Annotated in this window: 16 protein-coding genes and 1 pseudogene; 6 read left to right on the plus strand and 11 right to left on the minus strand. The window is 62.0% G+C overall.

Annotated features, from left to right (window positions below; translation table 11 throughout):
• Nucleotides 1-585: 585 nt before the first annotated feature.
• From ACN22W_RS37030 to ACN22W_RS37040, 3 genes are all read left to right on the plus strand, one after another.
• Nucleotides 586-999 carry a hypothetical protein gene (locus tag ACN22W_RS37030; RefSeq protein WP_419690046.1) on the plus strand — a complete coding sequence of 138 codons (414 nt, stop codon included), beginning with the start codon at nucleotides 586-588 and terminating at the stop codon, nucleotides 997-999.
• Nucleotides 1,000-2,461: 1,462 nt separating this feature from the next.
• Complete coding sequence (locus tag ACN22W_RS37035; RefSeq protein WP_419690047.1) at nucleotides 2,462-3,919, plus strand: aldehyde dehydrogenase family protein; 1,458 nt, start codon at nucleotides 2,462-2,464, stop codon at nucleotides 3,917-3,919.
• A complete protein-coding gene (locus tag ACN22W_RS37040; RefSeq protein WP_419690048.1) occupies nucleotides 3,916-4,611 on the plus strand; it encodes an amidohydrolase family protein in 696 nt (231 codons plus the stop codon). Before ACN22W_RS37035 ends, ACN22W_RS37040 begins: the two co-directional genes overlap by 4 nt.
• 2 nt (nucleotides 4,612-4,613) lie before the next feature.
• Here the strand turns inward: ACN22W_RS37040 and ACN22W_RS37045 are convergent.
• From ACN22W_RS37045 to ACN22W_RS37095, 11 genes and pseudogenes are all read right to left on the minus strand, one after another.
• A protein-coding gene (locus tag ACN22W_RS37045) for an IS3 family transposase (protein WP_419690049.1) occupies nucleotides 4,614-5,743 on the minus strand; the annotation gives its coding sequence in 2 pieces (ribosomal slippage) (nucleotides 4,614-5,494 and nucleotides 5,494-5,743; 1,131 coding nt in all).
• 204 nt (nucleotides 5,744-5,947) lie between these two features.
• Nucleotides 5,948-6,220, minus strand: coding sequence for a PAAR domain-containing protein (locus tag ACN22W_RS37050; RefSeq protein WP_419690050.1), 273 nt, complete (start codon nucleotides 6,218-6,220; stop codon nucleotides 5,948-5,950).
• Nucleotides 6,208-7,824, minus strand: a complete 1,617-nt coding sequence (locus ACN22W_RS37055; protein WP_419690051.1) for a type VI lipase adapter Tla3 domain-containing protein — start codon at nucleotides 7,822-7,824, stop codon at nucleotides 6,208-6,210. The genes ACN22W_RS37050 and ACN22W_RS37055 overlap by 13 nt, the downstream gene beginning before the upstream one ends.
• Nucleotides 7,825-7,829: 5 nt before the next feature.
• Nucleotides 7,830-10,223, minus strand: coding sequence for an effector protein Tle3 domain-containing protein (locus tag ACN22W_RS37060; RefSeq protein ID WP_419690052.1), 2,394 nt, complete (start codon nucleotides 10,221-10,223; stop codon nucleotides 7,830-7,832).
• Nucleotides 10,224-10,229: 6 nt separating this feature from the next.
• A complete protein-coding gene (locus tag ACN22W_RS37065) occupies nucleotides 10,230-13,022 on the minus strand; it encodes a type VI secretion system Vgr family protein (RefSeq protein WP_419690053.1) in 2,793 nt (930 codons plus the stop codon).
• Nucleotides 13,023-13,083: 61 nt separating this feature from the next.
• The gene (locus ACN22W_RS37070) at nucleotides 13,084-13,755 is read right to left on the minus strand and encodes a hypothetical protein (protein ID WP_419690054.1); all 672 of its coding nucleotides are present in this window, start codon (nucleotides 13,753-13,755) and stop codon (nucleotides 13,084-13,086) included.
• Nucleotides 13,756-14,105: 350 nt separating this feature from the next.
• Nucleotides 14,106-15,419 (minus strand): annotated as a pseudogene (locus tag ACN22W_RS37075) (phage integrase family protein); the annotation flags it as partial.
• A complete protein-coding gene (locus ACN22W_RS37080) occupies nucleotides 15,419-16,918 on the minus strand; it encodes an amidase (protein ID WP_419690055.1) in 1,500 nt (499 codons plus the stop codon). The pseudogene ACN22W_RS37075 and the gene ACN22W_RS37080, both read right to left, overlap by 1 nt.
• 36 nt (nucleotides 16,919-16,954) lie before the next feature.
• Nucleotides 16,955-18,184, minus strand: a complete 1,230-nt coding sequence (locus tag ACN22W_RS37085) for an MFS transporter (protein WP_419690056.1) — start codon at nucleotides 18,182-18,184, stop codon at nucleotides 16,955-16,957.
• A gap of 22 nt (nucleotides 18,185-18,206) precedes the next feature.
• Complete coding sequence (locus tag ACN22W_RS37090; RefSeq protein WP_419690057.1) at nucleotides 18,207-19,145, minus strand: SphA family protein; 939 nt, start codon at nucleotides 19,143-19,145, stop codon at nucleotides 18,207-18,209.
• Nucleotides 19,146-19,223: 78 nt separating this feature from the next.
• Nucleotides 19,224-20,234: a helix-turn-helix domain-containing protein gene (locus ACN22W_RS37095; RefSeq protein ID WP_419690058.1), complete on the minus strand. Its 1,011-nt coding sequence runs from the start codon at nucleotides 20,232-20,234 to the stop codon at nucleotides 19,224-19,226.
• Between the two features lie 915 nt (nucleotides 20,235-21,149).
• On the opposite strand from ACN22W_RS37095, the gene ACN22W_RS37100 reads away from it, so the two are divergent.
• The 3 genes from ACN22W_RS37100 (at nucleotide 21,150) to ACN22W_RS37110 (ending at nucleotide 26,000) form a co-directional block, all read left to right on the plus strand.
• On the plus strand, nucleotides 21,150-22,346 hold the full coding sequence (locus tag ACN22W_RS37100; protein WP_419690059.1) for an FAD-dependent oxidoreductase: 1,197 nt from the start codon (nucleotides 21,150-21,152) through the stop codon (nucleotides 22,344-22,346).
• A gap of 33 nt (nucleotides 22,347-22,379) precedes the next feature.
• Complete coding sequence (locus tag ACN22W_RS37105) at nucleotides 22,380-24,371, plus strand: hypothetical protein (RefSeq protein WP_419690060.1); 1,992 nt, start codon at nucleotides 22,380-22,382, stop codon at nucleotides 24,369-24,371.
• A gap of 99 nt (nucleotides 24,372-24,470) precedes the next feature.
• Nucleotides 24,471-26,000 (plus strand): ferritin-like domain-containing protein, encoded by a 1,530-nt coding sequence (locus ACN22W_RS37110; protein ID WP_419690061.1) that lies wholly within the window; start codon nucleotides 24,471-24,473, stop codon nucleotides 25,998-26,000.
• Nucleotide 26,001: the final 1 nt, after the last annotated feature.

The raw sequence follows: 26,001 nt of genomic DNA on the forward strand, positions 1-26,001 counted from the left end.
AAACGAGGGAAAAACGCAGCAAAACCAACCCTAAAACCGGACATTTTTAAATAGCTGGAAGGTGGACATCTGAATCCGGGTATGACATGAGTCGATGTGTCTTGCGATCCACGGGCATCGCTCCACATACACTAATTTAGTGTTTTTGAATAGAGCGTATGGCGGGTCGAAAAATCGAACGTTAGATTCGATGTTTGGAACCTGAGAAAAAGGAACTGTGCGTCGTATTATGTAAGCGATTCTTGGCTTAAAGTCCACACATCACTCGACGGGCATAACGAAAGATTGAATAGGGCCGGCGCTCGTAGCGTTTGACCCATGCCGTAAGCCGATCCTGAGCATTGACAAGTCACGATAAAAAAGTGATGCGTGAGGTAGTTCGGAAACGAGCAGGGTACGGCAAGGGGCCGTGTTCGACCATCCCTCGGTCGAGGTCGTGTCACGCCTGTGAGGACCACTGACGCCAGTGGCGGTGTGTGTCCGTCGACAACTCGCGTCGTGTGTTGCCGTGCCGATCCGCTGTTGGCCGCACGGAGCATATGGACATGACTGGGTGGTAGCTAGTGCTTTGATCTAGGAGAATTCATGTTTACCAATGTCGACCGAATCATCCAGGTCACGGGCTTCGTACTGTCAATTTTCAAAGAGCGCCATACAGGTAAATATAGCGCCGTGCTCACATCCACTTTGCACGATGCGGTATGTATCGAAGATATGCGGATCGGCTCGAATATTCCCACGGTCGATCTTAAGTTCATATCGAGCGGCAGCTTGGGGGCGGACTTTCCATTTGGCAGTGGGAAATGTCCGGTCGAAGCAATGCAAGCACTTGACGCAATGCTCGCTCGCATAACGAGTGGTGACCGTATCGATGTTTGGTGCCAATTCGTGATCGAAGCGATTGCATCATTTTGCAAGGCCGAACGTCAGCGTGACAGAGGGCGCCTGAATCGAGGCTCGGTGCCGGTTCTTGATCGGCGCGACTGCATCATACCGTGAGGTTAAACGCAGGCATCGTAGCTCATACCATCAAGCAACCATTAGCGAATCGGACGAGTGGATGATCGTGCGGCGAGAATGGTGGTGGATCGACCACCACGGTTCTCGAGTCATACCTCCGCGCCGAATGCCGCCCATGCGTTCGTCAATGGCATCGAGACGGCGAGCGTGCAGTCGAACCCATGGATTGTTCACGTGGGTTCGATCGATTTTTCGTATGCACGAGTGTGAGGCGGTCGGAGATCGTCGGTGCAGTTCGTGAAAAGCTAAAGTCGGATTCGATGATTGTGATCTACGCGGAGATGCAACGCCTGTAAGGGCGAGGCGCGACGAGGTACCTCGACGTGCTCGTCGCGCAGAAGTCGCGTGCCGAGACCGAGCGGTAACTCGTCGATTCGGCCGGTGCGATTGCGTCCGACTAGATCGCGGTGTCGGCTGCGCTCGGCGGTGGCTGGGACGACACCGCGCACAGGCCGCTGCGCCAGCGGCCTTTCGACGCAACGGTGCGATAGCTGCGCTACCGTGATGCGCGGACGCAAGTCTTCAGGTTCCGCGTGAATTCGTCAGCACCTCATCCGGACCCGGCCGAAGATTCGGGGACCAGCGTCCCGGTTCGGTGACCGTCGCGGCTCGACACGCGCTGAAGAGGATGAGCCCGGCCGAGGCGTTCGCTTTGGTCGACCTACTTGCTCGGAGTTCTCTCGGGCATTGCAGGCACCGCAATGGCGGCCGAACTTCCAGCATCGAGAATCAGCCTTTACCCAATCGCTGTCAATCTGCGCACGCGCGCGCGTGTCAGTCATGCGCTGCGTTCTGAAAAAGCGAACGCCGTATTCGCATTTCGCTAGCTGTGCCGGAGCATCCGTCGCTCGTAGACTGGGTAGCAATTCCAGCGAATAGAACGACAACCGTGATGGATGACACGTTGCAGTACTTGGTGAGTCGAACGATGCTCGCGCAAAGCCTCGCATACCCGGCGGCGGAGCCATTGCCGCTTCCGCCGCAATGGTCGCAGACGTGTGGTCGGGGCGGCACGCCGCAGGCAGCAAGCTCACAATCGACGCACTGGTCGGCGAAGGATCGCCCGGCGCGGAAATGGCGGCCCATCCAGGCGAAAGGACGAGTTGCAGCGTACCGCTGGCCGAAGGGGGCACACCGACGCGAAGCGGAATCATCCGTACGTGAATGCGGGCCGGAGGACCGGCCGCGCGTGGGGCCATGGTTTCCGGCTGAGTCGATCATTCGATCAATGTGTTGAGCTAGGCAAGCATCCGCGGAATTTGACGAACTGGAAGTCGATCGACTCGACGACCAACAACGCTCATCACCCAACGTTGATCGCGCCAGTGGGCGCGATCGGCGACCCGCACGCGGTCGTCGACCTTGATGGGCGCGTGCATGACGTACGCAACCTGCGTGGAAACCACCCACCGCTACGCCTGACTCCGACCAAAGGACACTCATGACTTTCACTTCTCACGCATTGAACTGGATCGACGGCGAATGGGTCGATTCGTCCCATCATCGCGATTCGTTTGATCCCGCGACCGGTGTGACGATCGGCCGCTACGCAGACGGTGGCGAGCCTGAAGCGCGCGCTGCGGTCGCCGCAGCCTTGCACGCATTCAACACCACGCAATGGAAACGCGATGCGGAACTTCGAGCGAAGGTGCTCGACGAACTCGCGGACGCATTCGAACGCCGCGCCGACGTGCTGGTTGATCTTCTGTCGTTCGAGAATGGCAAGGTTCAACCCGAAGCCCGACTGGAGGTTTCGATGGTGCCGTCGAAACTGCGCTATTACGCCGCGCTGGCGCGGTCCGAAAGGGGGTACGCCGGCACACCGAAGCCCGGCGTTGTATCGCTCGTGCTGCGCGAGCCGATGGGCGTCGCCGGCATCATCGTGCCGTGGAATTCGCCTGTCGTACTGATGGTGCGATCACTCGCGCCGGCGCTCGCCGCCGGCACAACCACCGTCATCAAGATGCCGGGTCAGACCGCGCAAACCAATGCGCTCATCGCGAAAACGCTGTCCGAAGCACCGTCGCTGCCGCGCGGCGTGATCAACCTGTTTAGCGAATCCGGCTCGGAAGGTGCGAAGTTCCTCATTACGTCCCCCGACGTGCCAGTCATCAGTTACACGGGCTCATCTGCGACCGGTCGGGCGATCTCTGCCGCTGGCGCGCAGCGTCTGAAACGTTTCGGTCTCGAGCTCGGTGGCAAGACGCCGCATGTTGTCTTCGACGACGTGAATCTCGACACGGCGCTGCCCATCCTCGAAAAATCGCTGACCGTGTTCGCCGGCCAATTCTGCGTGACCGGATCTCGCGTGCTGGTCCAGCGCGGCATTGCGGATACGCTGTGCCGGCGCCTTGCCGAACGTCTCGGCGCAGTGCGTGTCGGGCCGTCCGCCGATCCTAGCAGCGACATGGGGCCGCTAATCGACAAAGCCAACGTCGAGCGCGTCAATCGCGCCGTCGAGCAGGCCATCGCGGCCGGTGCAAAGGTAGTGTTGCGCGGTGGCCCCATCACCGAAGGCGATCTGGCACGCGGCGCGTTCTATCGTCCGACGCTGCTCGAGGTCGATGATCCGAAGCTCGACATCGTGCAGCAGGAAACCTTCGGGCCGGTGATGACGATGCAGGTTTTCGACACCGAGGCGCAGGGCATCGCGCTCGCCAACGATAGCGAATACGGGCTTGCCGCAGCGGTGTGGACACGCGACGTGCACCGCGCGATGCGCGTCGCGCAGGAGCTGCAGGCCGGTACCGTGTGGATCAATGACTGGGCGAAGATTTACGACCAGTTCGAGGAGGGCGGCTACCGTCAATCCGGGCTGGGGCGCCTCAACGGTATGGCCGCGATCGACGATTTCATCGAATACAAGCACATTACGCTGAGCACGGGAGTGTCCGAATGAAAGGCAAGATCGTACTTGAAGAACACCTGACCACCGAACAGAACAACAACCTGTGGGATGCGTCCGGTGAAGCCGCCCGCAACGGCGAGGCGTACATGAAGGACGTCGACGCCCGGCTGCTCGATGCAGACCGGCGCATCGAAGAGATGGATCGCAACAGCATCGACATCGCGGTGCTGTCTCTCACGTCGCCCGGTGCGCAATCCATCCTCGATCGCACGAAAGCCGTCGATTTCGCGCGGTGGACCAACGATCACGTCGCCGAGCATTTCACGTCACGGCACCCAGGCCGCCTGTACGCGTTCGCCACCGTCGCGCTGCAGTCGCCGGTGGATGCGGCGGACGAGCTGGAACGCGCCGTCAAGACACTCGGCATGCGGGGCGCACTCATCAACGGCTACACCAATATTGGCGACGCCGATACGGCGCAGTATCTGGATGAGGAGCCGGTATGGGAATTCTGGGAGCGCGTCGACCGTCTTGGCGTTCCCGTGTATCTGCATCCGCGCGAGCCGCTGCCGGGCCAACAGAGGATCTACGCGGGTTATCCGTCGCTCGTCGGCTCGGCGTGGGGGTTTGCGCACGAAACCGCGACTCACTCGATCAGGCTGATGCTGAGCGGGCTGTTCGACCGCTATCCGAACCTGAACGTGATCCTCGGCCATCTCGGGGAAGGATTGCCGCTGATGTGACCTTACCCCGCTGAGTGCACCATTCGTAAGTTAGTGGGCTCGCCGTTTTTTGGTTGATGCAATTGCCGGAATTGGTCCGGCGCCAGTTGCCCCAAGGCACTATGCGGACGCACCGCGTTGTAGTCAGTGCGCCACGCTTCGATTCTCCCGCGTGCATCGTCAAGGCTGACGAACGCATGCTGATTCAAACACTCTTCACGCAGTCGACCGTTGAAGCTCTCGATGTGAGCGTTCTCCACCGGTCTGCCGGGCCGAATGAACTGCAGTTTTACGCCGTGCTCGTGCGCCCAGGCGTCAAGCGCCTTGCTGACGAACTCCGGGCCGTTATCCACCTGAATCAGGTTGGGATGCCGTCCTCGTTGCCGCAACTGCTCGAGTACACGCGCCACGCGAACACCCGTCAGCGAGAAGTCGACCTCGACGTGTGGGCACTCCCGGTTCCACGTGTCGATGATGGCCAACATTCGAATGCGTCGGCCATGCACCAGCGCGTCAGCAACAAAGTCCATCGCCCAGCTTTCGTCCGTGCCGTTGGGTGTCGGCATTACCACGCGTAAATGACTCGGCCGCTTCTTTCGCCGTTTCAGGCGAAGCGACAGGCCTTCTTCGCGGTATAGCCGCTCAGTGCGCTTGTGGTTCTGCACCAGACCTTCTCGGCGTAGCAAGACGTGCAGGCGGGGCGAGCCAAATCGTGGCCGCTGCTGCGCCAGTTCGCGTAGCCGTTGCCGCACTTCGTGGTCGGCGTCTGGCGGGGCCGGCCGCCGGAACGTCCGGCGATTCAGACCAATGAGCACGCACGCCCGGCGCTCCGAATAGTCGTGCCGTTCAATCACCTGCTGCACGACTTCCCGGCGCTGCGCGGGCGAACTCACTTTTTTCCGAGAACGTCCTTCAGAACCTGGATGTCCAGCGCCTGGTCTGCCACCAACCGCTTGAGTCGCTGGTTCTCCTCTTCCAACTGCCGCAATCGTCGTGCTTCCGACACATCCATGCCACCGTAGCGGCTACGCCAGTTATAGAACGTCGCATCCGATATGCCGTGCTTGCGGCACAGGTCTGCGACCTTCATGCCTCCATCGGCTTCCTTCAGCACCCCGATAATCTGCTCTTCACTGAACCGCGACTTCTTCATGACAAGGTTTCTCCTGCGGCCTTGCCACTAACTTTACAGTGGGATACTTCAGTGGGGAAAGGTCAGATCATGATGACCCCCGGAGCCGCAACCAGTACGGTATAGGCTAGGGCGGGTCTCACGGCAAGCAGTCCCGAATGGCTGTTAGACCGAGCGCATCATCGCAGCGTCGTGCCCGGCCCGCTCTTCCGAGCGGGTCTAGCGTTAACCGCCAGTGTTCGATTGACTCGCAATCAGGCGCGCCCCGCAGGCCAGTTCGTCGCCATCGCATGCGGCCGGATGACCATCGAAGCGGCCGCGACCCGATACCTTCGCGATCGTCGTCGGCCCGTGAATCTCGCAGATCGCAGGATCGTGCAAACGCGCGATCGCTCGGCCCTTGATCCGCGAATGCGGTGCGCCCGACAGAACTCGTCCGCCATGGCTATGCCCATCGCCTTCTAGGACGTAAGGTTTTTTGCTCATCAGAAAGCCCAACTGAAATCCTGGGGATGGGCCTGCCGGGCTGCCGCGTCCGGGGGGCTAAGCATCACGATCGTGGCGTGTAGCGGATCGCGTAGGTTCACTAGCGCGCTCGTTTTGCCGTCCTGGTAATTCATCATCAACGCCAACGCTAGCTGGACCCACGTGGAGCTGGTGCCAGTGTCGCCGCCGATGCGACGTTGCATATCGAACGCGTCTTTCGGGTCGTCCAAATCGATATGCTGCGAGTTGTCGTGCAGCGCCTGCACCAGTACCGGGAGCTGGCTGGATGACGCACCCGTGTCGTAAAACATCCGACTGGGCTGACTCTCGGGTGTAACGGTTTGCAGTGCGTCCTGCCAGCCCGTTTTGATCTTCTCGATGCGCTCACCCTTTTTCAGCGGTTCGCCGTGACCGTCGCTCAGGTCGACGCGCACCGGGCGATGCAGATACGCCAGTACCGGCCAATCGTCGTACTCTTTCAGCTGCCAGTTTGTCCACGGCACGGGCACCCATGGATTCGGCTTGAACCCTTCGGGTACTTTCAACTGTGTGGTCTTCCAGAACTCCGGCAGCTTTGATTGCCAGTAGTCCCACGGCATCTCGTTGCGATGGTCTTTTCGATACTGATCCTGCTGGTCCCAGAAGTAGTTCCACAGTTTGATCACGTCGTACTGCGTCTTCGAACTGTCGATCGCAGCCGGCGCATCAGTCACGTATGGCCGGATCAGCCGATCTACCCGATCCTTGCGTGTCACAAGCAACGCCACGAAACTGTCGGGTCGTTTCGGGACGAAATTGCCGTCGGTATCCGACTGCGCGAGATCCTCGCCTGGCGTTCGCATGTACGCGCGAGTGTTGAGCCCATCCTCGACTAACAGGACGACTGCTGGCAGGTCCGGATGACGTTCGAAGACATCAAACGCGCGGGCCACAACGTCGTCGCCGTGCTCGGTCTGGATCTCATCGAGACGAATATAAATTGGATTCCCGATTCCAGCGCCGTTGTCGGCAGTTCCTATATGGGTTGCCATGCGATCGGCACCTGGATTGCTGTCGTCTCTCGGCGGCCCGGCGACAATAACCGGGATTGGCCAGAAACCGAGCCAGCCACGCAGCGCATATCCGAATACGTTGTTTTCGCGCTGACGTCCTTGCGAATCGCGCGTTTCACTCGACCACGGATACTCCTTCGGGTCCTGCAGCAGTAGTGTGCCTTTCTGGCCGACTTCATCGAGGCGCATCAACAGGGCTCGTTGACGGAACCGGTCGACGGTGACGCCGAGGCGCCGCACCTCCAGCGTGAATCGCGGATCGCGTGCCGCCGCGGGTGTCGTCGCGCCGTCGGACACAGTCGCCGCCTGTACTGCGGCTGGGTCGGACTGGCCTGGTGCATGCCGGCGCGTCCAGATGGTGTATCCGGTCGCAATCATGCCGGCGAGCAGCAGGATCGGTAACAGCCACAACAGCGCCCGTTGGTTCATCGATATCGTTTCCCAGGAGATATAGCCGTTCATTGTGGCTAATTTGAGCGCAATACTCCAGACCAGCGCTAGGCACATTACCAACGCGACCACCAGATGTCCGCCCGACAGGCGCTTGGAAGCAGTGGAATTCATCGCATTCAGAATTTATCGATCAGATTCTTGACGGCCTGCTTACCCTGTTCGACGGCCTGATTGACCCCCTGTCGAGCGGCATCGGCTCCTTGTCCAAGGCGTTGCTGAAGTTGGTCCATGTCCTGTTGGATCGTCGACTTGACCTTGTCGGCTTGCGCCTTCAGCTGCTGGTTTCGCTGGTCGATGCGCTCCTTTTCCAGGCGCTGTTCTTCCTGCTTTTTGAAGTCCTGTTGCTGCTTATAGACTTCGCTGACAACCTGCTGTGGCGGCTTTTTGGGTACTAGCCGATCCGAAGGAAACGTCCCGTCCCCGTAGTACCGACAAGTCGCCTCGACGATTTCGCGTGTTGTATGGTCAAGCTGATTGTATCGCTCGAGTGCCGCGCCTTTTGTGAGGCTCGCGAAGGGTATGCGCCAGTCAGCGATCGAACGGAGCAGCTTGGCCAAAATTGGATCGTCGAGAACGCGGCCCTGACCGACAGACACGTCGAACGCGGTTGCGCATCGATGATTGCGTCGACCACTCATCACGCCGGAGTGATAAGAGCTGTCGGGCTGCAGCTGATTCATCAGGCGTACTTTCGCCTCGTTGGGTGTCTCGGTACGCAATACCTGTAGCTTGCCCGCATGCGGTGGGAAAACAGGTTGCACCCGCAAGACCCGACACTGATTGTCGAGATCCTTGCTTGCATTGAGCACGCTTTCAACCTCGCGGCTATCCGGCACCAGGCCGCCGATCGCGAAGGTCGGCCAAGCGACGGTTTGAGACACTTGCTGTAGCGCCCCGGCGCTACTATTCGTGCTCACGGCGACCTCTGCCTCGAGTTGATCGAGCGCCTGCTTACCCGGTTCAGTTTCGCTTGCGCTGCCATCAAGCCGCTTTTTCTCAGTGCCGGGAATCACGTTGCCTTGTAGTTCCGGCGGAAATGGCGGCGGCAGTGCTTCGCCGTTAATGGTTCGGACGGTTCCGACCGGGATTTCAGCACGCTTCCAGTGTGTTTCCACATACCCAGTGGTGCCATGGGCGCTTTCGCCCTTTAGCCGCAATGTGAATGGGCCGGGTGCGTTGCCGACAAGAACCGGCTGCCCATTGCGCAAACGGCGCGTAAAAATGCGCTGTCGAAACGCATTCGATAGCAAAGGAACCGACTCCGCTTTCGCTCCGCTGCGCGAGGGACGCACACTCATCGAATCAGGCAGGCCGGCCGCCCCCATTCCGTTGACCCCATTCAATGCCACGGTGGCATCCTCAGGACAGAAGTAGAGGTAGACCTTGCCTCGATTGTCGCGCTCGGCGAATACGAGTGCCGCATTGCCGACGACATCGTCGTTCGGTTTGCTGGCCAGGCGCACCGCCTTCGTCGGTGTCCATTTGGCTCCGGTGACGCCGAAGTTGTCACGGACCACCTTGCCCTGAGCGTCGACGGCACAAAGCGTATCTAGTGACGGTGCGCTGTGTTTGGCCTGCGCCACTAGCTGGGTCAGGTTGGCGAGGGTTTTGACTCGCGCGTAGGACGTCTGTTGCTCGTCGCCGCTCTGCGTCCAGCGCTCCATGGTTTCCTGTTCGAGCGAATAGGGCGAATCGATCAAAATCAGCGTATCAGCAGGTCGGTCCCCTACGCTGCAAGAGTTCGGATCGAGCCCGTTTATCAGGAACGCCTGGGCGAGCAGGGAAATAAGGGTGCCTTGGCTGTGAGCAATGATGTTGACGGTTTCGTCGGGATTGATGATTCGGATTTGCCGGATCAGAGCTGCGAGTCGAACGGCGGCCAACACCATGTAATGACGATCCGGGGCTTCGAAGAGCGGGTGGGTCGGATCGTTCTGTATCCCGTTCAGGATGGCGGTGGTGCTTCCCCCGAGGAAGTGTGTGCCGAACATGTCAGGGATATCGGTTGTCGCATTGGCGAAAAAGCCACCATTTTTGGCGCGATGTACGTCGAGCCGGTTGCCGAATTTATCGACATACTGACCGTTGATGGTCTGCTTGGCCGGGTCCTGGGGTAGGTCCTTCCCACTTTCGCGCACGCCCCAATAGAAGGGGATCAGCGGGCTGCGGGTATCTTTGTCCTCCTGCCGCCGATAAAGCACGTCGTCGAGGTTCTTCATGAGGTCCGCAGCGGTAACCGGCTTTTTCTTCGGGTCGTCGTTGGCCATGCGGCCGTGCGTATATTCGGCGGCCTTTAGATCGGGTCGATTGAGCCGTTCATTGAGGCCCTCGCAGAGGCCGCCTTCGACCGTGCCGAAGTCGGTACCGAGATCGTTGACACCGTGAATCAGGATTGTGACGCAAGGGAAGCGGCGGGGCACATTGACATCGAGAGCAGCATCAGCGGGCCGGCCCGTCTGGGTGACGGCTTTGCGCTCAGCGACTACATTCGGCGACGAAGAGGTTGGCATGGCGTGTTATTCCACTGCGTCGAAGACCTGAATGTGAGCGATATGCATCGCGTCGCTGTCGGCCAGTTGGGTAAGCCCCTCGTGATCCGAGACGCCCTTGATTACTTTGCCGCTGTTCAGGGTGATCTTATAGGGCCGATTAGGCACGGCGTGCACGGTGGTATCGCCATCGACCGCAGGATGACGTAAGCGGAATTTCTGGTCGGTGCCGGCCTGATTGAAGGTCGGCGGTGTGACGTGGTCTGTGGCAGGGTCAAGGAAATCGTGGCCACCGGTGTGCATAGTGAAAGCGTCGTTCGAGCCGCCCTGAATACCGCCACCAATCTTCATGTAGCTGCCGTCCTCGGCGATGAGTCGTATCGACTTGCCGCTGATCACTACTTCGCCATCGGTCGCAGTGATCTGAACGCCCTGCTTTGCGACAGCCGATAGGTTGTCTTGCTGGGCCTGCAGCGTAACGGGCCCCTCTCCGGCGATCGCGACGACGCCTTTCCCACGTCCGAACAAATGAATGCCCTGGCCGGCCGATGCGCTTAGCCGCTGACCGCTCACGAGCTGCATGTGCTGCTGCGCCACCTGGTCGACGTTCTCGCCGGCGTAGGTGACGTGCGTTCTGGGCGTCAGGTTGACCGAACCGCCTGGTGCGCCAATCGCCAGCAATGCGGGCGTGCCTGATGATGCCGCGACATCGGAGCCAGCGGCGCTTTGGCCACCGTCGCCGGAGGTCCAGTTTTTGAATGCAGCGGAGACGGCTTGCTGACCGGCCGTATCGGCACTTTGGCCACCATGCTGACCGGCGTAGTCTCCGAGCGATTTGAACAGCTCCGAGCATTCGCCGAGCAAGGCAATTAGTTCGTCACGGTCGAGCTGGTCGCCGCTCGCGCGTGTGCGGGCATAAGCGGTGAGAAGAATCCCGCGTGCCGCGCGCACGGCTGCGGCCGCGTCAGTGCGCAATTCTGCGCCTTCACCGCGCGCTTGTCCTTGGCCATTCTCGCGAGGGTGGGTCAGATCTCCGAGATTCAACTGAGTATGAGCGTGCTCACTTGCCAGCTGCGCGCTAATCTCATTCGGAGTGTCGTCGAGGCGGAGCTGGTTGTAGCGTTTCCCCTTTACCTCCTGGGTTTTGATGCCCGACACGTGGCGGTTGCTGGGTAGCGTCCCTGTGTGGGTGAACGCGGCCGGCGGGTTCGCGCCATTCGGGACGACCCCCGTCACAATTAAGCGATCGGGGTCGCCTCCGATATGGTCGATGATGACTTCCATGCCGGCGCGGGGCAGAAAGGTGGCGCCGAATCCCGCTCCCGCGAGCAGGGTCGAGACGCGTATCGGCACGCTGTCGCCAGCGTCACCGTTGGTGCCGACGCCATCGGCATGCGCGTGATCCGCCGGATTGAGCCCCTGGAACTGGACATACACGCGGCCATCCTTGTCACAGACCACGTCTTCGCCATCGTGCGTGACGATGACGCCGGTGATCGGATGAACGTGCGGCAGATCGATCGCGGGATCGTACGCAGGGGTGAGCGGCACGCCGCGGCGCACGGCGGTGAAGGTGTTTTCGTAGCGCGTATCTTCGCCGTCAGCTGGCTCTGTCGACGGGGCCTGCTGAGACAGATGGCGGCTGGCGGCAAACAAGGCTTGGACGCGCTCGTTCAGTCCCTTGGGTAGGTTGTTCCAGATATCGTGCTGAATCGAGGTGACGACGAACTGGCGTTGATCGACGGGTAGCATGTCGAGCTCCAGGTCGCCCGTGACCGTGATGTACGCCCCGACGGCGAGATCGCGGACACTGCTGACGCCGTCGACGCGTTCGGCGGCGAATCGATGGGCGTGGATGCGAGCCTGGGTGAGCCGGTCGAGGTCGGCCCAAGAGTCGCCCGCGTGAGGAATGTCGATAATCACATCGGCGAGCAACTTGGCGAGATCGTTGCCTGCCTCGCCTTGGTCGAGATCCAGGGTTGCGCCCGACTCGTCGATGCGGGTCGTCTTGTAGTCCCACGACAGCCGGCTGGCTTCGCCGGCGACAAGTTGCTGGTGCTGGGCAAACAAGGTGATGGTGTCGCGTTCCTCAGTACCTGCATCGCGCGGATGCAGGCGCACGGTGCCCGCGGTTGCTTCGGGCAGGTGCATCGGATCGTCGCAGAAAACTAGCGTATGGACAGGGGGCTCGTTGGGCGTGCCGTTTGCGCCTTTGACCGGACCGGATCGGGCGAACACGGTGATACCTTCGCGGCGTAGCAAGCGGCGCACGAACTTCGCATCCGATTCGTTGACTTGGCGGGTCAATTCGCGTGCCGGGTAGCTGCTGCGATTGAGGCTGGACAGATCGAACTCGAACGCACGGGCGAGCGCGGGACTGCGCTGTCGCCACTCATTGAGCATGATGGTGAGCACGTCGACGACGCTTTTCTTGCGGAAGAGGCGTGAATTGGTGCGTCTGTCCATGAGCGACAAGGCATCGCATATCGTGAGCTGGTACACGCACAGATCACCGTCGCTTTGGCCCGTCTGAACATCGCGAATGATCGCGTTGATGCAGTGCTGGTGCCCGCGGTCGGTGGCGACCTGGACGGAGACGGGCATGCCGATGAATAGTTTGGGGGCGAGGTGGTGATGGGGCGAGGCGCACGTGAGCGCGCCATGAATGCCCGTCATTAGCCCTTCATGGATGCGCCCATGCTGGAGCGCGAGCAAATGGCCCAGCGCACCTTGTGCCTGACCAAAATTCAGGCTGACCGGGCGCTTATTCCAGTCGACCGCCCCGGTCGCGAAATTGTTGAAAGTGTCTCGAATGCCCACGGAAAGCCCCTTCCGGCGTTATTCACATCCTGTAAATCCGTCCCGGCCTGGGAGGATTCTCTCAGTGTATTAATTTGATCGTGTCACGCGGCACGAAATGCCATTGGCCCGATTCCGGGTCGATCAGAGCCACTTGTTCAGCGCGATCAACGGGCACCACTATCGATTCAATCGCTTCGAGCGCCGCGACGCTCCGCTGCAACGCCGGTTCTGCTGCGGCCGGTTCAGCGAACCACTGATGCACAATTTGTAGCGTATCGCACCAGGCAAATAGGCCGGCGCGTTCATGCAATTGTTCCAACGCTGCCCAAGTCCCGCTGTCGATCCCCATCTTCTCCAAGCATCTCGGCCGCATTCGCCATTGCGGCGCCTGGTCGCGAACTACACGGATCAATTGGCCGTCGGCCTGCGCCACCAACCGTTGGTCGTGTGCAAGCCACCCCAAATGCACAGCGAGCGGCCGTTGCCGGAACCGACTCGAATAAAAGATATTCAACGGCAAAAGACTGGAACGCGCTACGGCTTCGACCGCATTCGGATCTTTCCGCCGCAAGAAGAGCATATCCAACAACGCGTCAAACGGCGAAAGGAAACAGCGGACCCCAGGACCGTATGGGGAAAAGTCAGCGACGACCGACGCGACGTCCGGCCGCATTGGCGACGTCATGGCGAATACGGGCCGTTCCCGATACTGCACTGGTATGTCCTCGAACGGGTGGGCCGCGGAGATCATTTACCCATTGCACAGTTCGTGCATCACATCATATGACGATTCGGTGTCGCTATTCTAGGCCAGGAACTCCAGACAGAGCGTCAAGTTTTGTTACGTCGACGTCGCGCTGCGCCCGGGTCGCCAACAATCATTTATACGGTCGCGCCCTATAAATGATTGTTGGGTATCGTCGTCGCTCGCGACTTGCCAGTTTGCTAACCTGAGGGTCGGCCGGGATTCGTGAAATTTTCGCCAAAAATGACCTAACTCAATGATTCAACGCGAGAATCTGAGCTATCTGTCCGTGGGGCTGGGCAACGTTCGACCGGCAGTCACGATCGTTGTCCCGGCGCAGTCGGTCTGACGGCTGACTAGCGACTGCGGGCCTCGAACGCTTGGTCGAACTGCCGTGCCCGCTGCACCTCGTCGCTATGCAAATAGGTCGACGTTGCCGAGATTGACGCGTGCCTCAGGTTGTCGCGCACCATGATCAACTCAGCGCCCTGCGCCAATGCATGCGACGCGTGTGTGTGACGCATCTAGTGAGGGCTCGCGCGCCGCAGCTTCTCCGCAGTTGCAGGCCGTTCATCCTGTATCGCGTCGGCCGCCAATTCGAAGAACCGACGCAGCACGCGCCAGAGCCGTCTGGGTTCGATGCCTGAGCCCTCCGCCTCGAGACTTGCGACGAGAGGCGTCGCCGGGTTCCAGCGCGCCGGCGTGACGGGTAGCCCGCGCTGCACGAGAGCTTGATCCAGCGCGGTTCGAGCGAGCGACGGCAACGCCACCTTACCGAGCTTGCTGCCATTGCCGAGCGTCGCGCTGACCAGTTCGCTCGCGCGCAGGCCGGTCGCGTAGCCGAAATCAAGCAGAAACCGAAGACGCTGCGCCGCCGGCGCACTCCAGGCATATGACCATTCGAGGCCATCGGCAAGCGTGCGGATCAGCAGCCACTCACCCTCGGTAAAGCCGCGAGACACGTCCAATCCCGCACGCTGCACGTGGCTCTTGATCTTGACGCCGGCAAACGGATTCGCGAGCACGTAGCGCTGCTCGACGAGCCATCGAAACAGCGCCGACAAGACGTTCAGGGCATACGCTGCCGAGCGGCCGGACAGCGGATCGGTGAACGGCCGCCATTCGAGGTTGTGCCGCGGCCGCGATGGGCCAACCCAGCGCTCGTGCGGCGTTGGCCGCCTCAGGAAACTCCGGTAGGCGATCGCATCGTCGGTGGTGAGCGACGACAGTGCGCAACTGCGCTCGACGATCGCCCAAAGGATCAGTCGTTCGGCCTCTTTTCGGTAGGCGCGCTGCGTGGCGGCCGATTCGTGTAGTGACAGCCACGACTGAACCGCCCCATAGTCGCTCGAAGCCTTCAGCAGGCAGGTGCCTTCCGGGGCGCGGAACTGTCCGCGCGAACCGTCGACCTGGTTCGGTACACGCAACTGCTCCCACGGCACGATACTGCCGGACGGCACCGCCACGATCAATGCGCGCGCACGTTCGGTCAGCGCCGGATGCGCGGCGAAGAACATCTCGATGCGGTGTGCGCTGGCAGCACCGAGTCCAGCGATCGCCGACCACCAACGGCGTCGCCGCGGGATCCGCACGGTCAGATCGGCCAGGGTTCGCACACCGTGCGCACGCAGCGCCTCTACAATGCGCGGCGGCAGCCACTGCTCGACTGCTATAGCATCCATTTCGAAGCAGTGTTCGCGCTATGCGTGTGCGCCGCGCTGATCGAGATGGGACCGACTGGCGGAACGCGGCTGGCCCAGGGAGCGGTGCGCTCGAGTTGGGCGGCAAGGGAAAACAGCAGCGACTCCGCACCGAACGCCCCTGCAAAATGGCTGCCAACTGGCAGGCCTTGTTCGTCCCAGTAAAGCGGCACTGACATCGCGGGCTGGCCGGTCGCGTTGAACCATGCGGCGAACGGAGAAAACCGATGTGACCGGTCGATGATTTCGCTCAGTGACTGCGTGTCGTCCACTACCGCGAGTTCGGCCGGCGCGAGCGGCGGCATCGCTAGCGTCGGCGTCAACAGCACGTCGTAGCGCTCCATCAGCCGGCCGAACATGCGGCCCAACGCATGGATCCAGTCGACGGCGCCAGCGTATTCGGCCCCGCTCAGATTGCCCTTCTCGCGCAAGATGATGCGGGTGCGGGCCTCGATTTCATCGTTGTGCACCGGATGGCCACGCTGCGCGCCGATCATGTCGACCAGCGTGCGCGTTTGGGCGCCGATGATCGTGAATACGCGGTCATAGAACGCCTCTGAATCGACGGGGCTCTCGAGTGGCTCGACGTGGTGCCCGAGCGAGCGGAGCAACGCGACAGTATGGGCAAGCGCGGCTCGGCAAGCGGGATGCAGCGGCCACGGCGGCGCTTGCTCGATAACGGCGATTTTCAACGGCTGCGGATCGCGCTGCGTGGCCGCGAGAAAGCTTTCCGTCTGGCACGGCGCCGCATAGGGCGCTCCGGTATCGGCACCCGCGGTCAGGTCGAGGAGAGCGGCGCTGTCGCGAACCGAGCGCGTGATCGCGTGGTTGATGCCCATGCCGGCCCATCCTTCACCGATCATCGGGCCATTCGGCGTTCGCCCGCGCGTGGGTTTCAGTCCGAACACGCCGCAGCATGACGCGGGCACGCGCAGCGAGCCGCCGCCGTCGTTGCCATGCGCGAACGGCAGCACGCGGGCTGCGACGAGCGCCGCCGCCGCTCCGCTCGACCCGCCGGCGCTCACGTTCGGATTCCACGGGTTGCGCGTGACGCCGAAACGCGCCGACGACGTGCAATACGACGTGCCCAACTCCGGCGACAACGACGTTCCCGCGATCGGTATGCCCGCGCGCCGCAGGCGCGCCACCAGTTCGCCGTCGAAGTCGGGCCGGTAGTCGCCGAACAGAAACGATCCGTTCGCCATGCGCGCGCCGCGCACCGGCATGAACAGGTCCTTGATCAGCGTCGGTACGCCGGCGAGTACGCTCTCGCGCCCGGTGACGGACGATGCCGCCTGTCTTGCCGTGTCGTCGAGTCGCTCCGCGACGGCATTCAGCGCAGGGTCGACCGTGTCGAGGCAGGCGAGCACGGCATCCAGCAATTCCGTCGAAGTCACTTCTTTCGCGCGAACGAGCGCCGCGAGTGCGATGCCGTCGTGAGTCGCGATGAGGTTCTGGAAGTCTTTCATGGGTCTATGGTTCGAGGACGAGGAGAGGTAACAGGATCAGTCGTCGCCGCGGCTTCGAAGCGCGGGCAGCAACCACAGCAGTGCCGTGACGGCCGTACCGCATGCGATGGCGATGACAGCGGCACGCAGCCCGCCGAACGTCTGTGCACACGCGAGCACGACCAGCGGGCTGGCGAACTGGCCCAGATAGAGCGCGGCCGTGAAGCCGCCCAGGCCGCGGCCGCGCATCGCGAGCGACAGCCTGCTCATCAGCGGCAGGATTGCATTGGGCACCAGCATGCCGCCGCCGAAGCCGTGAATCACGACTGCCGCGACGATGGCCGGCACCGTATGGGCGCGCGCCAGCAGAATCAGGCCCGTGGCGAGCAGCGCGAGGAGCACGACGTTGACGAAGCGCCGTCCCAGCGCAGCGCGCAACCAGGGCCACGCAATCGAGCCGGCCAGCGTCGACAGCAGGCCGGCACCCGCGACTGCCCCGATCATCGTCGACGAGCGCTGCCCGATGTCGACCATCAACTGCGGCATTTGCACCGGCGCCACGAACGAACTGATCATCCCGATGCAGATCAGCACATAGCCGACCGTGAGCGTCTGCGCGAGCTGTCCGCCGGACAGCGGCGTGCCGCCGTCACCCGGCTCGGCGGGCTGACCGTCGCGCAGCGGCTCCCACAGCACGATCGCGATCGCGGGCACGAGCAGGATCGGCAGCAGATAGAGGTAGAACGGATAGCGCCATGAATGCTCGCCCGCTGCGCCGCCGAGCACGAAAAACACCGTACCGACGACGCCGATCGTGACGACCTGCCGGTTCACGTAACGTACCCGCTGCTCGCCGCGCCAGTAGTCGCCGATCAGTGTCGTGCAGCACGTCATCACGCACGCTTCGGCGGCCCCGAGCGCGAGCCGGCAGACGAGGATCGCGGTGAGATTGTCGAGCCACGCCGGCGCGGCGCCGACCAGCCCGTACGCGAGCGTCGCGAGCAACAGCAGCATCTTGCGTCCGACGCGATCGGCGAGCCAGCCGGCGAGCGGCGCGCACAGTGCGATCGCGAGAGCGGGACCTGTCGCGACGAGCGGCACGAGCGCGGCCAGCCGCGGGTCGGCCGGCACGAACTCCGCCGCGAGTTTCGGCAGGATCGGCGCGATCATGACCGCGCCCATGACGGTGAGGCTGCTGCCGAGCAGCAGCACGGCACCCTGGCTTGCGCCGGCTTGCCTGGCGGCCGGTGTATACGGCGCGGCGTGCGTTGAAGAAAGCGGATTCATCGATAGCTCCCGGATCGGAACATCAGAACGACAGCGCCGCACGCAGCGCGATCTGGTACCCCTGCGCGCGATTTTGCGCACGGAATTCCTTGTAGGCGTGCAGCCATACCGCGGGTTTGCCCGGCTCGGCGTAGCTGATCGCCGGGCCCAGCGCGTTCACGCGTGCGCGATTGCCGTCGACATTGGGGCTGTGGTCGTTGCTCAGTTGGCGCTCGATGTAACCGCCCAGGCCTGCCGTGAACGGGCCGATGTGCTGGCCGACCGCGAATTCCTGCCGGAATCCGGTGCCGCTGCGATAGTTCGTCGCGCGGTTGGTCGTGTTCTGATCGATCTCGATGCTGGTCGAGATTTCGAATCCGCTGCCGGTGATGTACGTCGCGCCGATGATCGGCGAGAAGGTCCAGTGGTTGACGCCGGGATTGAAGAGCCGAGTGGCGCAATAGGCGCCCGTTGGCGCCTGCACCTGCAGTGCGACGTTGACGAACAGATTGGGCAGCGTCCACGCGAGGATCAGCGGCTGGAAGTCCGCATCGCCGATGTTGGTCGGGTTGGCCGACATCGCGAGCGTTCCGGCGGGCGTCGGCATGTTCACGTGTCCGTTCAGATTCAGGAACGGCACGATCGCACCGAAGCCGACGTTCGCGCCGAACAGCTTCGCGTTCGTCATCCGGATGTACGCGAGGCTCCACGACGCGACCGTCAGCGAGAAGTCGGCGTTGCCGCCGTTGCGGATCGCGCGCGTCGAGTAGTACGCGAAGCGTGTGGCAAGCGTGCCGTTCGCCGTGGGCGGCGGCGTCATGCCCGCGCCGAAATCGAACACGCCGAACGGCGTGATGGGGCCGTCGTTTTCGAGCGCCCGGGCGGTATTGCACGCGAGTGTGGCCGCCAATGCGCCGATCGCAACGGTGGTCGTGCGTGTGCGGCGGCGCCGGGCGCCGTGCGCACATCTGAGGATTTTCATCGTGCCGTTCCCCGTACAGTTGAAAGGTGTACGGAGTCTAGGAACGTCAAAATCCGGCGCGTTATCCGCTTTTGGTAATTATCGCGGCGGACGTTTGAGGGTGTCGGACGGCGGTTCTCCGAACAGTTCCCGGTAGTGCGTCGCGAATCGGCTGAGGTGCCAGAAGCCCCAGCGGCATGCGACGTCGCTGACCGACGTGCTGGCGGGAGACTGCTCGCGCAGTTCGCGGCGCACGGCATTGAGCCGCAACACGCGCAAGTACCAGGCCGGATGCGTGCCGAGGATTTCCTCGAAGCAATACTGCAACTTGCGCCGGCTGGCGCCTACTGCGTGGCACACGTCGAGCACGGTCAGTGGAACGCCGGGCTGCGAGACCACGAGGTCGCGTACGCGGTCGACGACGCGACGCCGCGCGGACGGCGTGAGACGAACGGACGGGCCGGCCGCTTGCAGCGCGTCCGCGAGTTCGACCAGAATGGCGTCGCGCAGCGCCTTGCGCGCCTGTCGATGCGAGAGGGGCCGCTCATACGTATCGGCCGCATCGAAGCCGGCCACCAGCAAGGATTTCAACGCGTCATAGCGCGACTCGGGCACCCGCAGGATGCTGGTCGCGGTCGACCACGTTCCGTCGTCGTCTCCGTCGTGATTGCCGAGCCATCCAAGCGTCCGCAGCGTGTCGGTCGGCACCGTCAGCAGCACGACGTCCTGATGGTTAGGTGTGCGCAGTTCGGGCAGCGATGTCCCGCTGGAGATAAGCAATGCCTTGTCGCGCAGCGGCGCACCGTCGCAGTATCCGGCGCCCGCGGTTTCCAGCGGAATGCTGAACGACGTGCTGCCGGCGCACTGGTCGCCGCGCTTGAGCAGCGCGCGATTCACACGTTCGCGCAGCAGCTGCATGTCGTCGAAGCGAATTTCATGCAGCGTCGCACGAAACGGCCCTGGCGACAATTGATCGAGTCGGATCGACCAGCCGTGCGTGCATTCCGCGAGGCTATCGACGTCGTTGCATGCGAAGCGCCGGATGAGCGGCGTCGCGCCTGGCGAGGCGTCGGCAAGGGACGCTGCGGACGGCGGCGGGGTGGGATGCATGGCAGATTGGACGTGGGACGAAGGCGTCTGCCGACAATGCGCACACAATCAATTAGAGGCAATGCGTTTTTACCCGAGGCAGTGTGTGTAGTCAGTCGAGCGAAATGCGCTACGTTCGCCGACAGAGAAAGTTTACATAAATACAATCAGAAATTTTTTCGATTCCAACGGGGCGACTGCCGGTATGTCGGCTGACGAGCATTGACATTTCCGCGGGGTTCCACGCTTCCTGGATGCCAGAATCATTGTCGTATAGGCGTTGTTGGTCATCGGATCGCCCCAACGTTCGGAATTGCCTTACACAGACATCGGCGAACGGCATGAAAGGAGCCTTATCACTATGGCACGATTGCCAACTCAAATTCGGGGGGGCGCACAACGCGTGACCGCGGCGACTGGGCGCAGCAACGCCATCGCGGGGAGTTGACACGGTCTTTGTCGACGTCTATGAAGCGCTGAATTGCCGGCCAACAGGCGAGTATGTCGATCCGGGGTCGGTCTGGCGGTCGCACATCATCGTCTTCGCGTGGGACGACCTGACGAGCCTCAATACCTGACGACCATCGCGGCGGCGTTCGCGTGAGGCGACGTGCGTCATATACCCCATCTACATCGTCCATAAGAACATTGGAGGAAACCCTGACTCGTCCCGACGAACCGGGATTGAGATCTCAACCTCCTGTCAGGATTGCCAGCTTGCTCACATCCGTGGCCAGGCATGTAATTCGACCGCAGCGGATAGCTAAGCGTGATACGGACGACGCATCGCCAAGCATGAAATTGGCCCAATCAATCCCGCTTTTCAAAGCCTCTCTGACGCTCGACTTAGCGACTCGGCCGTTGCTGCATCAATCAGGACCGTGATCTCGCGGATCGCTGAAATCGATGTGCTTCCGGATGCCCTGGAGCCCCAACATGCACGACGCAACGCATCGCTTTGACGTCATCGTTGTCGGTGGAGGGCCCATGGGCCTATCGACCGCCTACCATCTCGGCAAGCGCAAGGCCAGGACGCTGGTGCTCGAGCAGTTCACCTTCGTGAACCAGCTTGGCAGCTCGGCTGGCGTGTCGCGCCAGTTCCGCATTCCCTATCCCGACGCCTACATGGTCAAGCTGGTCAAGCAGTCGATCCCCTATTGGGACGAGTTGCAAGGCTTGACGCCGCAGCCGCTCATGGACACGGTCGGCACCTTGTGGTTCGGCGATCCGACAGTCAAGTCGACAGAGGGCAATATCCCCGCCGCCGAGCAAGCGCTGAAGGCCGAAGGGGTTGCCTATGAAACGCTGGATGCGGGCGAATTGGAGAGGCGTTTTCACTTTCGCAATCTACCGTCGACGTATACGGGACTATTTCAGGCCCAGGGCGCCAGCATCGATCTCGCGGCCACGCAGCGGACGCTGCTCGACTGGAATCAGCGCTCTCCCTTCGTGCAGCTGTTGCAGGAGGCGCCGGTCATCGGCATCGAGCGTCGGCAGGGCCACTTTGAAGTGAAGACTCCGCTTGGGACCTTCAGTGCCGAAAAGCTGGTGCTGACGCCGGGCCCCTATGCCGACGACGTGTTCAAGCTGCTGGGGTTCCGTATCGCGGCGACCTACTGGAATATGGCCTCGGCCTACTACCGCAAGACTCGGCCGGATATCCAGTACCCCACCTGGTTCGTTTTCCAGAACCCGGTGGGCGACAACGGCAATCAGTTCTACGGCTTCCCGGAGGTAGCCTGGAATTACCCGGGCTATATCCGTGTCGCCTCCGATTTCGTCCTCGCGCCGCTGACGTCCCCCGATCAGCGCACGCCCATTCCGAATCCTCAGGAGCTCGCGTTCACGGCTGAGTGGGTCGGCGAGCATATGGAAGGTCTCGAGCCGGTTCCGCGCTTCACGTCGACCTGCCTCGTCGCACTCAGCAAGATTGCGAACAAGGAATTGCTGATCGACTTCGCGCCCGACTATGTGCCGAACCACCGCGACATCGTCATCTATGCGACCGGCTGGGCCGGAAAGTTCGTTCCGCTGCTAGGCGAAATTCTTTGCCAGTTGACCCTGGACGGTCATACCCCATTCGACATCTCGCACTTCTCCACCGGCAACCGCTATTTCAACAAGCTGGCCTGAGCGCAGGCCGGGCATCTACGGGAGCAGGACACCATGGCAAGCAAGACCTATTCGATCTTCGGGTGTGGTGCCGCCGGTCTATACACGGCCTGGCGACTGTTGAATGGCCGGACGCGAGCGGGGGGCGATCCGCATCGGCAGTTGCAGCAGGGCGACGTCCTGGAACTCTTCGACTGGGGCAAGTACGATTTTTCGAAGGAATTTCAGGGCACCCGTGCACCCGGTGCCCGGGTCTGCACCTGGCACTACCAGAACAATCCCGACCATTCGTACCTCGAGTTGGGTGGCATGCGCTATTCGCAATGGAACGGCAACAACGACGGTAAAGCGCAGGGCCACCGGCTGGTCACGACGGTGATCGCCAAGCTCGGGCTCGACCGCCATGCCGTGCCTTTCAACGAATCGAGCAATCCCCTCTACTACCTGCGCGCCAGGAATCTCTATCAAAACGATATTTCTTCGCGCACGCCGGCGCCGTACGCGGCCAACAACTTTGGTGCCGCGACCACGCCCGACCAGGGCTTCGCCGTCGTCGAAGCGTTGTCGGTCACGAGCGCCAGTGGTCCGAGCACACGCAAGCAGTGGGACGCGTTTTATCAGCATGGCCGCATCACGGCCGAACTGCCGTCGAGCTCCATCTTCCAGAAAGGCGATTTGCTCAAGGACATCGGCTATTGGAACCTGATGTACGACCAGCTCGGCTCGGAAGGCTATCAGTACGCCGCGGACGGCAACGGATACTCGTCCAACGTGATCAACTGGAATGCCGCGGTCGCGTTCGAGTCGAACAACGAATTCACGCCGGGCAATCAGTACATGACGCTGACGACCGGCTACTCGGGCATGTTTCACGCATTGTTTGCGGCCATCGAGCAGTTGGCGAGGCAGCGAGGCGTCACGCTTCAGTACTACCCGAACCAGCGGCTGCGCTCCATCCATGTCGAGGACGGCGTCGTCCATTACACGATCGCGAAGCGGGAAGATCCCTACCGGGAGGCTGCCCGTCAGACCACGTCGGCCGCCTGGCTGGCCATGCCGCGCGCGGCGCTCGAACAGGTTGCCCAGGGCTCCCGCTATGACGATCGGGGCGGACTGGACGTCCTGAACGACCAGAAGGTCAAGCTCTATCTCGAGTCGGCCATCATGCAGCCGTCTTACAAGGTCGGCATGTTCTTCGAGAAAGAATGGTGGTTGGACCCGGCTACGCCCTATCCGCCAAAGATCGACGGCTATGAAGTAACGGATGCCGTGATCGCGTCGCTCAAGGCGCAGGACTTTCCGCCCGTGTTCGTGCAGGCGATGTCCGGTTCGGACACGATCCTGAATGTCCAGTTCGCGAGCGCCGACGAGCTGGTCAAGGCTGTGGAACAAGCTGCCGACGAGCGGATGACCGTCAAGCAGGAAACGTTGCTGCTCGCCGTCGCAAAGCGCAACACCATGGGACCGAGCGTGACCGACACGCCGATCCGCATGGTGGTCTATTTCGGCAATAACGCGACTGACAAGCATACAAAGCCGGTCTACGGCCTGCTGGCTTCCTACGACGACGAAACCTTCACGACGTTCTGGCGCGAGCTGGAGCTCGGGCCGAACGAAGAGCGGCATGTGCCGATCGCCGACGATATCCAACCGCTGATCGGGCCGCGCAAGGTGCCCGACAGAATGGTCAAGATGCTGCGAAAGCAGCTGGCGGAATTGCACTTTGGGCCGAACTCGGACTTTGCGGACGTGCCCGAGCCGCTCGAGGCGGCCTATGTCGACTGGTCGCTGCCGCCGTTCCGTGCGGGCTACCACGCGTGGGCTGCGCACTACGACGTTGCCGACGTCCAGCAAAAAATACGCAAGCCGTCGCAGCTGCTCGACGGCAAGGATGCGCCCGTCTTTATCGTAGGGGAGTGCTACTCAAACGATCAGGCCTGGGTGGAAGGCGCCTATTGCACGGCGGAATCGGTGCTCAACGATTTCTTCGACATCGAGCCGTTGATTGACGATTCGGAATACCCGTTCATCTGCCAGCCAACCTGATTGTTCGGCGCATGCGGTCGCAGTTGAACGTGCCGCGGAACGCTACGCCTGTAGTTCCGCACAACCCTCTTTTTCAGACGTCGGTAATAAGGAGCGGCAATGCAATCTCTCAGATTGTGGCGGCATCTCGCGCCCGGCGGTTCATCCCTGGAGCGGCTTGCGCCTGGCGAGCCGGTCGCCGAAGACTATTCCATCAAGCATCTGCTCGAGCATGAGCTCTCGACGCGCGACTACGTCACCTATCTGCTGTCCATCGACGCGGAAATCGAGCATTGCCTGATGGTGCAGTATCTGTACGCCGGCTATTCGCTCGGCGGGCCGCAGGTGCCGGCGGCGTTTCGCGACACGGTCCGCAATTGGCAGGAAACCATCCTCGGCATCGCCAAGGAGGAGATGGGCCACCTGATCACGGTGCAGAACGTGCTGCGTCTGATCGGCTCGCCGTTGCATTTCGAGCGTGACGATTACCCGTGGGATACGCCGTTCTATCCGTTCCCTTTCATGCTCGAACCGCTGACGCTGGATTCGCTCGCGAAATACGTCTATACGGAGGCGCCGCTCCATTGGGACGGCGGCGAGCTGGGCAAGGATATCCGACGACGCATCGGAAAGCAGGTATCCAGGCCTCATAAGGTCGCCGAGCTGTTTCATGCGCTGATTCCGCTCGTCAGGGACCACCTGCCCGATGATGCCTTCCAGGCCGACACCTACCGCTGCCAGGCGGATTTCGCCGAATGGGGACGCGGGTACAAGGGCGGCCACAGGGGCAGCGGCGGCGGTGGCTCTCTCGGCGGAACGCCGGACGTGCTCGTGATGCCCGCCACCTCGCGCGACGACGCGGTGAACGCGCTGGATAAAATCTCCAAGCAAGGGGAGGCGCCCCACGGCAAGGATCCCTCGCATTTCGTGCGCTTTTTGCGGATCTATGTCGAGATGCGTGCGGTCCTCGAAGGCGAGCTGTGCGGCGTCGACAGCTGGCTTGCCGCACGCCCCGACGACTTTCTCGAAGAAGCCTGGACGGAAGCCTATCCGGCAGCGGCGGCCGAGCTGCACGCGGCGAAGGTAGACGACACCTGGCGGCCTTCGCGGCCCGTCGCGGTCAATCCCTATGTGGCGCTCGACCCCGCGCTCGTGCCGGAGCAGGGCGGCGCACCCGTGACGCCCATCACCGAGCCGGTGACCCAGCTGTGGGCGTCGCTGTTCAACCTGCGCTACCGCATGCTGCTGCAGTACCTGATCCACAGCTTCACGCTCTACGGCGGGCTCAATGCGGCCGGGCAGTTCACGCCGCGCGGCACGATCGTCAATGCGGCGTTCGGCGAGATGTACAACCTGCGCGCGCTCTCGGAGATCCTGATGCAGTCGCGCGTGTCGATTGAGCCGGACGCGTCGCTCGCGGGGCCGCCGTTCCAGATGCCCTATACGCTCAACAGCCCGTTCGGCGAGGCAAACCGCTGGCGCGGGCACCTCGATCTGCTCGAGGCCTCGGAGAACCTCGTGGCGGCCTTGCTGGCCAGGACCGATGCCGCGCGCCATCCGTATTTGCTCAGTCTGAGCGAAGCCGACAAGAGCCTGGCCGCTGTCGCCAGGCGCATCCTGTCCGGCGACGTCGACCTGGCGCTACTCTAGG

Source organism: Burkholderia theae (assembly GCF_048565265.1).
GTDB lineage: Bacteria > Pseudomonadota > Gammaproteobacteria > Burkholderiales > Burkholderiaceae > Burkholderia > Burkholderia theae.